Raw genomic sequence first — 7,999 nt, 5'->3', positions numbered from 1 at the left:
ACGATGGCCGAACGCAGGCATTGCGCAGTGGGCATCCCGGCATGGATGCCGGGATAGCCGCGCTGGGCCATGGATGGCCCTTCGCGGCGGCCCACGGAGCAATGCCGGAGTGAGGGCATGCCGAGCCCTAGCGAGGCACCGAGTGGTGGGGCAGAAGCGTTTTGCTTACTTTTGCGCTTTTCAAAAGTGAGCCGCCGTCAGGGCGGAACCCTAAGCCGCCGTTACCGCAGCAACGGATATGTACTCAACCCAACCCCAAAGAAAACAGCGCTCTCCCCCCTAGGAAAAGCACCGCTTCCTTAAGTGAACAGCATTACCTGTGGCGAGGGGATTTAGCGAAACGTCGCACCGCCCCTCGCCACACGGGAACAACGGTCCAACTGAGCCACATTGCAGCTTGTTGAAAAGTACTTTAAAAACATGGGGTTGTATTTGTTCCATGAGAGCTTGCTTCCTCGCCACAAAAGCCTCTCCAGCAGAATCGATCATCTTGATCGTCAGGGGTTACGCGCCAGATGCTCCGGCTGCAACACACGCTTGGCGCCCAGATAGGCCTTCTGCCAATAGGCCTTGGACAAGCTATCGAGCTTGACCGTACCGCCCGTGGCCGGCGCGTGGACGAAACGCCCCTCACCGACATAGATCCCGGCATGGCTGACCTGGGAGCCGCCGTTGGTGGCAAAGAAAACCAGGTCACCGGTCTGCAACGCGTCCTTACCCACTTCTGGCGCCCGCATGCTGATCATTTCCCGCGTGGAACGTGGCAGGGCAATACCGGCGGCGTCGCGGTACACATAGCCAATCAGGCCACTGCAATCGAAACCCGAATCCGGCGTGTTGCCGCCCCAGCGATAAGGCGTGCCCACCAGGCCAAGTGCCCGAAAGAGCACGTCTTCGGCGACCGGGGAAAAAGGTTGCGAGGGTGCAAAGACCACCGGAGCCCGCACTGGAGCAGGCGGCGGGGTGCGGCTGGCGCACGCGCTGAGCAGTGCGGCAATAAACATGAGAGCGAGGCGGGCCGACGTCGACATATGCAGAACAATCCTGATCTGGATGCGGCTTTTCTGCCGTAAGCATGAAAACAAATCCGCCTGCGGAATACGCAGGCGGATTGCCATCAATCAATGATCTAGGATTCTAGCGGCTATGCAGCAAACTTCAAGTAAGACTTTAAGTTTGCCTTACAAACTGTGTGTTTACTTGCGAGCAGTGACCACAGTCGGTGCCATGGCGAGGGCGCGCTTGGCTTCGATGAAGGTCTTGCTCCAGTAGCTGTCGCCCAGGCTGTCGATTCGCACGCCACCGCTGCGGCGGCTGCTGGAATGGATGAACTGGTTGTCGCCCAGGTAGATACCCGCGTGGCTGACACGACCGCGACGACCGTTGGTGCTGAAGAACAGCAGGTCACCGGGTTCCAGTTGGTTACGAGCTACCAGGGGGGCATTCACGTTGATCATTTCGCGCGTGGAACGCGGCAGGTTCATGCCGGCCTCTTCGCGGAACAGATAACCGATGAAACCGCTGCAATCGAAGCCGGCTTCAGAGGTACCGCCAAAACGGTAGCGGGTACCGATCAACGACATACCGCGTTCCAGGATGCTGTCGGCCAGTACTGGAAGCTGGTAAGGCTTGCTGCCTGCAAAGGCTGCGAGTTCTTTGTCGGAGGCCATTTCTTCCTGGAACGCAACGGAGGAAGACTGGGCGGTAACGGAGTTCTTGACCTGTGGTTGTTGCTCTTGCTGGGACACTGGGGAGTGGGCAGCGCAACCAAACAACAGGGTAACGAGTGCGAGAGGCACGAGGGGTGCGAAGCGATTTAGCATGGGCACGACCGTGGCTGAAGTAGTAAAGATGGCGAGACTATGCCTTCTATCAACCTCATTTGCAAATTCAATCGATGCAAATGTGACTTCTCGGTTTTGCGTTTACATCTAAGCGCTTAAGCCCATTTTGAACGTCACGTGGTCTGCAGCCCAGCAGGACCGCGGGTTTCGCCGCGCCCATAGCAGGCCAAGAGCCACTACCTGCAACGGTTCTACCAGCCCAAAGTTTCTTTCAAAAAAGGAATAGTCAGCTTGCGCTGGGCCTGGAGTGAGGCCTGGTCGAGGCGTTCGAGCAGTTCGAACAACGCGCTCATGCTGCGGGTACCACGAGTGAGGATGAAATGCCCGACTTCGTCGGTCAGGTGCAGGCCACGCCGGGACGCGCGCAGCTGCAAGGCGCGGAGTTTGTCTTCGTCGGAAAGCGGGCGCATCTGGAAAATCAATGCCAGGGTGAGACGGGACTTGAGGTCCGCCAGCTTCACCGGCAGTTCCCGTGGCGACGTCGATGCGGCGATCAGCAGGCGCCGACCGCTGTCACGCAACCGATTGAACAGGTGAAACAGCGCTTCTTCCCAATCAGCCTTGCCGGCCACGGCCTGGAGATCATCCAGGCAGACCAGTTCGTACTGTTCGAGGTTGTCGAGAATTTCAACGCCGCGATCGAGCAACTCGGCCAACGGCAGGTACACCGCAGGTTCGCCCAATTGCTCGAACCGCAGGCACGCGGCCTGCAACAGATGCGTGCGCCCTACCCCGTCCTTGCCCCACAGATAGATCAGGCTTTCGGTCCAGCCGGCGTCGGCTTCGCAAAGCCGCTCGACATAGCCGAGTGCAGCGGCATTGGCGCCTGGGTAGTAATTGATAAAGGTGGCGTCATCACGCAGACGCACACCTAGGGGCAGCTGAATCGGTTTCATGCTGACTGAACAGTTCCTCGGGAACCGTTAGTGGCCTCTGTGTAAAGTGCGCAAAGTTTATACCCGTGACGCGGGCCGCACAATGCGCCGGACCACGAGCAAAATCAAAGGTTTGCAGCGGCAAGGGCGCGGAGCGTCAGTTTCCCTGACACCCCGCCGGCCATTCGCCTTACAGATCAGGGTCTTCGGCACCGCTGTAGATGTCCGAATCCTTGTACAGATCGTGCATATGCCGCACCAGCACCATGATCACCGCCGCCACCGGCAGCGCCAGCAGGATCCCGGTGAAGCCGAACAACTCGCCACCGGCCAGGATCGCGAAGATCACCGCCACCGGATGCAGGCCAATCCGATCGCCCACCAAAAGCGGCGTCAGCACCATGCCCTCCAGGGCCTGGCCGACCATGAACACCGCGACGATGCCGACCATCGGGTACAGGTCGCCGCCGAACTGGAACAATCCGGCGATCAATGCCGCGCCAATGCCAATCACAAACCCCATGTACGGCACGATGGCGGCCAGGCCGGCGATCAAGCCGATCAACAGCCCCAGCTCCAGCCCCACCAGCATCAACCCGGCCGCATAGATGAAGCCCAGGGCCACCATCACCAGCAGTTGCCCGCGCACGAACGCCCCCAGCACTTCGTGGCATTCGCCGGTCAGAGTCATGATGCGCTCTTCGCGGTGACGCGGCAGCAGGCTGCGAATCTTCGCCATCATCAGGTCCCAATCCCGCAGCAGATAGAAGGCCACGACTGGAATCAACACCAGGTTCGCCAGCCAGCCGATCAACGCCAGGCCCGAGGCCGTGGCCTGGCTCAACACCACGCCGACGATGTCGGTGGTCTGGCCCATGTGCTCGCTGATGGCCGCCTTGACCTTGTCGAACTTCCAGAAACCGTCCGCCAACCCCAGTTTCGACTGCACCCATGGCACCGCGCTGTGCTGCAACCAATCGAGCATCTGCGGCGCCAATTCGTAAAGGCGCAGCAGTTGCTTGGCGAGCATCGGGATCAGCACCAGCAACAGTGCGCCCACAATCAAGGTGAACAGCGCAAACACCGCCACCACGCCCCAGGTTCGCGACAGGCCGAGTTTTTCCAGGCGATCCACCACCGGGTCGAACAGATAGGCCAACAACAGTGCAACCAGGAACGGCGTCAGGATCGGATGCAGCAAATAGATAAGCGCAATCAGCAGGGCAACCCCGCCCAACCAGAACCAACGCCGCGTATCGCCCATGAACCACTCCTAGCTATATAAAGAAAGAAAACCTACCAGCGGAACCGCAGATTGGCTGCCGGCGCCGGCACAGGTGCTGCAACCGGGGCCGAGCCATCGGCGGCGGGCGGCGCCACTGGCACTGGCGCGACGGCCTCGCCGGGCGGGATTTCCTGCAATTTCGCCAGGGCCAGTTGCGCTTTCAACTGCTCGGCGCTGCCGTTGACCCGATAGACGATCCGATCACCCTCAACCTGCTGCAACTGCCCACCAAATGGTTCGAGCAAACGCCCAAGCGCCGCATACCGCTCAAGGTTCATGCCCTGCACCTCCAGCAACTGTTCGGTGGCCACGCCCGGCTTGGCGACGAAGCGCGGCGCCAAGCGCTGGGTCACCGCCAACATCACCGCGTCAGCCAGTGCGGCCGGATCGGCCCCCTGGGCAGTGCCCTGCTCGCGTTGATCGCCCAGCCACAGGCGCCAGGTGCCGTGCCACTGCCCGCCCTCTTCCTTGGCGTGGACCGCCAGCAAGGCGTCAGTTGCGTAGCGCTCCGACGCATCGCGCAAAGGCGCCGGGTCGCTGCCTTCCAGGTTCGGTGCGGTGGCAACGATCTGCTCGCTCAAGTCCGCCAGCGGCAGGTGCAATGCCAGCCCCCGGTGCTGGGCGGCACGCCGCAGTGGCGTGGCGCTGGCCTGGCCATCGCCCACCAGGCTGGAGCCCTCGACCGAATCGTTCAGCCACCAGCCCAGAATCGATGGCCGGTTCGCGCTCCACAGCGACAAGCCTGCCGAACGCAATGCCCGATCGGTGCTTGCCGGATCGAAGTCCACCTTGAGGCTTTCCGGCGGGCCGGCGTCGTAGCCATATTGAAGAATGATCTGTTGCGGGTCCTTGCGCAGCGCTGCCAACCCGGGACTCTGGGCAGCCTTGGCGTCGCCGGTCAGGCGCAGCACCAGCGTATCCAGGGCGCGCAGCGTCGCCTGGTTGCGCTCCTCCGGTGTCTGGCTGGCGACCGGTTCGAGCACCTGATAGAGGCCATTGACGGTTTCGGCATGGCTCGCCAGGCTGATCAGCGACAAGCAGCCCACGGACAAGAATTTGAACAAACGCATGGAAGATTCCCGGACATAACGGCTGGAACAGGCCGTGTGAAGAAGATTGAGCATGGCTGTGACCACAGCACCCGGCAAAACATTCACACGCCCGGTGGAAGTTTCGCACGGTCATCACCATAACCGGTTACCGCTACACCTTATACAGACGCGCTACGCAGTACCAATATAAGAAATATCGGTTTTTTTCCGTGGATATGTCCCTGCCCGTCGGCGCGAGGATGGCCGCTGCCCCTCAAGCCTGATAAAATCGCGCGCCTTCGCAGACCGGCAATGGCTGGGCTCCCGGAATAATTCGTACAACGGTTATTCAATGGCCCCGGCGCCGGTCGTTACCCAGAAATCCCCCCTAAAGGCCTGGATCATGAGCAAGCAACCCTCCCTGAGCTACAAGGACGCCGGTGTAGACATCGACGCCGGTGAAGCATTGGTCGAACGCATCAAGAGCGTCGCCAAGCGCACTGCGCGTCCGGAAGTCATGGGCGGCCTGGGCGGTTTCGGCGCCCTCTGCGAGATCCCGGCCGGCTACAAGCAACCGGTCCTGGTCTCGGGCACCGACGGCGTCGGCACCAAGCTGCGCCTGGCCCTGAACCTGAACAAGCACGACAGCATCGGCATCGACCTGGTGGCCATGTGCGTGAACGACCTGGTGGTCTGCGGCGCCGAGCCGCTGTTCTTCCTCGACTACTACGCCACCGGCAAACTGAACGTCGACACTGCCGCCCAGGTCGTGACCGGCATCGGCGCCGGCTGCGAGCTGTCCGGTTGCTCCCTGGTCGGCGGCGAAACCGCTGAAATGCCAGGCATGTACGAAGGCGAAGACTACGACCTGGCCGGCTTCTGCGTCGGCGTCGTGGAAAAATCCGAGATCATCGACGGTTCGAAAGTCGCTGCCGGCGATGCCCTGCTCGCCCTGCCGTCCTCCGGCCCGCACTCCAACGGCTACTCGCTGATCCGCAAGATCATCGAAGTCTCGGGTGCCGACATCGAGAACACCCAGCTCGACGGCAAGCCACTGGCCGACCTGCTGATGGCCCCGACCCGCATCTACGTCAAGCCGCTGCTCAAGCTGATCAAGGACACCGGCGCCGTCAAGGCCATGGCCCACATCACCGGTGGTGGCCTGCTGGACAACATCCCGCGCGTGCTGCCAAAAGGCGCCCAGGCCGTGGTCGACGTGGCGAGCTGGACCCGCCCAGCCGTGTTCGACTGGCTGCAAGAGAAAGGCAACGTCGATGAAACCGAAATGCACCGCGTGCTGAACTGCGGCGTGGGCATGGTTATCTGCGTGGCCCAGGAGCACGTCGAGACCGCCCTGAACGTATTGCGTGAAGCTGGCGAGCAGCCTTGGGTCATCGGCCAGATCGCCACCGCCGCCGAAGGCGCTGCACAGGTCGAGCTGAAAAACCTTAAGGCGCACTGATGTCCGCAACCTGTGACGTGGTGGTGCTGCTGTCCGGCACCGGCAGTAACTTGCAGGCCTTGATCGACAGCACGCGGACCGGCGACAGCCCGGTCCGTATCCGCGCAGTGATTTCCAACCGCGCCGATGCCTACGGCCTGCAACGCGCCAAGGACGCGGGCATCGACACCCGCGTCCTGGATCACAAGGCGTTCGAGGGCCGCGAAGCCTTCGACGCCGCGCTGATCGAACAGATCGACACCTTCAATCCGCAACTGGTGGTCCTCGCTGGCTTCATGCGCATCCTCAGCGCCGGCTTCGTGCGTCACTACCAGGGCCGCCTGTTCAATATTCACCCCTCGCTGCTGCCCAAATACAAAGGGTTACACACTCACCAGCGCGCCCTGGAGGCCGGAGACACGGAGCACGGCTGCTCCGTGCACTTTGTCACCGAGGAACTCGATGGCGGACCACTGGTCGTACAGGCAGTAATACCGGTAGAGTTGCACGACACGCCGCAAAGCCTGGCGCAACGGGTTCACGCCCGCGAGCACCAGATCTACCCGATGGCCGTGCGTTGGTTTGCCGAAGGAAGGCTGACCCTCGACGATCGCGGAGCCTCACTGGACGGCCAGTTACTCGCCGCCAGCGGCCATTTGATTCGATACTAGGAGATTTTATGCGTCGCGCCCTGCTCTTCGCTTGCGCTCTGCTTGCCCTGCCCCTGGCACAGGCTTCGGAGCTACAACCGTTCTCCGCCAGCTACACCGCCGACTGGAAACAGTTGCCCATGAGCGGCACCGCCGAGCGCAGCCTGACCAAGGAAGCCAACGGCACTTGGAAGCTGAGCTTCAAGGCTTCGATGATGATCGCCAGCCTGACCGAAGAAAGCACCCTGACCCTGGACAAGGACACGCTGCTGCCACAGTCCTACCACTTCGAACGCGGTGGCCTGGGCAAGGCCAAGAAAGCCGACCTGGACTTCGACTGGAACACCAAGATGGTCACCGGCACCGATCGCGGCGACGCGGTCAAGCTGCCGCTCAACCGTGGCATGGTCGATAAATCCACCTATCAACTGGCCCTGCAGCACGATGTGGCGGCCGGCAAGAAAAGCATGAGCTATCAGGTCGTCGATGATGGCGAAGTCGATACCTATGACTTCCGCGTGCTGGGTTCGGAAAAGGTCGACACCAAGGCCGGCCAGATCGACGCGATCAAGGTCGAGCGCGTGCGCGACCCGACGCAAAGCAAGCGCATCACCGTGCTCTGGTTCGCCAAGGACTGGGATTACCTGCTGGTGCGCCTGCAACAGGTCGAGACCGACGGCAAGGAGTACAACATCATGCTCCTGGACGGTACGGTCAACGGCAAGGCTGTGAAAGGCAGCTGATCGACGCCGATAACAAAAAGCCCCGCACATGCGGGGCTTTTTATTGCCCGGGTTTCATGACCACCCAATAACCCTGTGGGAGCGAGCTTGCTCGCGATAGCGGTGGGTCAGCTTGCATCGATATTGAATG

The 7,999-nt window shown here is 61.4% G+C and carries 8 protein-coding genes; 3 read left to right on the top strand and 5 right to left on the bottom strand.

The window, feature by feature from the left end; all coding sequences use genetic code 11:
• Window positions 1–497: 497 nt before the first annotated feature.
• The 5 genes from LQ215_RS29045 to LQ215_RS29025 form a co-directional block, all read right to left on the bottom strand.
• Entirely contained in the window at window positions 498–1,031 is a 534-nt protein-coding gene (locus LQ215_RS29045) for a C40 family peptidase (RefSeq protein ID WP_230153677.1), read from the bottom strand.
• A 165-nt stretch (window positions 1,032–1,196) separates the two neighbouring features.
• On the bottom strand, window positions 1,197–1,823 hold the full coding sequence (locus LQ215_RS29040) for a C40 family peptidase (protein ID WP_003204649.1): 627 nt from the start codon (window positions 1,821–1,823) through the stop codon (window positions 1,197–1,199).
• 212 nt (window positions 1,824–2,035) lie between these two features.
• On the bottom strand, window positions 2,036–2,740 hold the full coding sequence (hda, locus tag LQ215_RS29035) for a DnaA regulatory inactivator Hda (protein ID WP_003178999.1): 705 nt from the start codon (window positions 2,738–2,740) through the stop codon (window positions 2,036–2,038).
• A gap of 169 nt (window positions 2,741–2,909) precedes the next feature.
• A complete protein-coding gene (locus tag LQ215_RS29030; RefSeq protein WP_003204655.1) occupies window positions 2,910–3,983 on the bottom strand; it encodes an AI-2E family transporter in 1,074 nt (357 codons plus the stop codon).
• Between the two features lie 32 nt (window positions 3,984–4,015).
• The gene (locus LQ215_RS29025; protein WP_230153676.1) at window positions 4,016–5,074 is read right to left on the bottom strand and encodes a DUF2066 domain-containing protein; all 1,059 of its coding nucleotides are present in this window, start codon (window positions 5,072–5,074) and stop codon (window positions 4,016–4,018) included.
• A 364-nt stretch (window positions 5,075–5,438) separates the two neighbouring features.
• Here LQ215_RS29025 and purM point away from each other — a divergent pair, with 364 nt between their 5' ends.
• Genes purM through LQ215_RS29010 form a run of 3 tightly spaced genes read left to right on the top strand, consistent with a single transcriptional unit; the run spans window position 5,439 to window position 7,869 of the window.
• Window positions 5,439–6,497, top strand: a complete 1,059-nt coding sequence (gene purM / locus LQ215_RS29020; RefSeq protein WP_230153675.1) for a phosphoribosylformylglycinamidine cyclo-ligase — start codon at window positions 5,439–5,441, stop codon at window positions 6,495–6,497.
• Window positions 6,497–7,147, top strand: a complete 651-nt coding sequence (purN, locus tag LQ215_RS29015) for a phosphoribosylglycinamide formyltransferase (RefSeq protein ID WP_003204660.1) — start codon at window positions 6,497–6,499, stop codon at window positions 7,145–7,147. The genes purM and purN overlap by 1 nt, the downstream gene beginning before the upstream one ends.
• An 8-nt stretch (window positions 7,148–7,155) precedes the next feature.
• Entirely contained in the window at window positions 7,156–7,869 is a 714-nt protein-coding gene (locus tag LQ215_RS29010; RefSeq protein WP_003204662.1) for a DUF3108 domain-containing protein, read from the top strand.
• Window positions 7,870–7,999: the final 130 nt, after the last annotated feature.

Source organism: Pseudomonas brassicacearum, assembly GCF_918698105.1.
Classification (GTDB): Bacteria; Pseudomonadota; Gammaproteobacteria; order Pseudomonadales; family Pseudomonadaceae; genus Aquipseudomonas; species Aquipseudomonas brassicacearum_F.
The sequence above is the reverse complement of the archived record's forward strand: the minus strand, read 5'-3'. Positions and strand labels throughout refer to the sequence as shown.

What these genes read in the sequence shown, in the direction of transcription:
- LQ215_RS29025 (WP_230153676.1), bottom strand. Translation starts at nt 5,074, where the DNA reads ATGCGTTTGTTCAAATTCTTGTCCGTGGGCTGCTTGTCGCTGATCAGC.
- hda (WP_003178999.1), bottom strand. Translation starts at nt 2,740, where the DNA reads ATGAAACCGATTCAGCTGCCCCTAGGTGTGCGTCTGCGTGATGACGCC.
- purM (WP_230153675.1), top strand. Translation starts at nt 5,439, where the DNA reads ATGAGCAAGCAACCCTCCCTGAGCTACAAGGACGCCGGTGTAGACATC.
- LQ215_RS29030 (WP_003204655.1), bottom strand. Translation starts at nt 3,983, where the DNA reads ATGGGCGATACGCGGCGTTGGTTCTGGTTGGGCGGGGTTGCCCTGCTG.
- LQ215_RS29045 (WP_230153677.1), bottom strand. Translation starts at nt 1,031, where the DNA reads ATGTCGACGTCGGCCCGCCTCGCTCTCATGTTTATTGCCGCACTGCTC.
- LQ215_RS29010 (WP_003204662.1), top strand. Translation starts at nt 7,156, where the DNA reads ATGCGTCGCGCCCTGCTCTTCGCTTGCGCTCTGCTTGCCCTGCCCCTG.
- purN (WP_003204660.1), top strand. Translation starts at nt 6,497, where the DNA reads ATGTCCGCAACCTGTGACGTGGTGGTGCTGCTGTCCGGCACCGGCAGT.
- LQ215_RS29040 (WP_003204649.1), bottom strand. Translation starts at nt 1,823, where the DNA reads ATGCTAAATCGCTTCGCACCCCTCGTGCCTCTCGCACTCGTTACCCTG.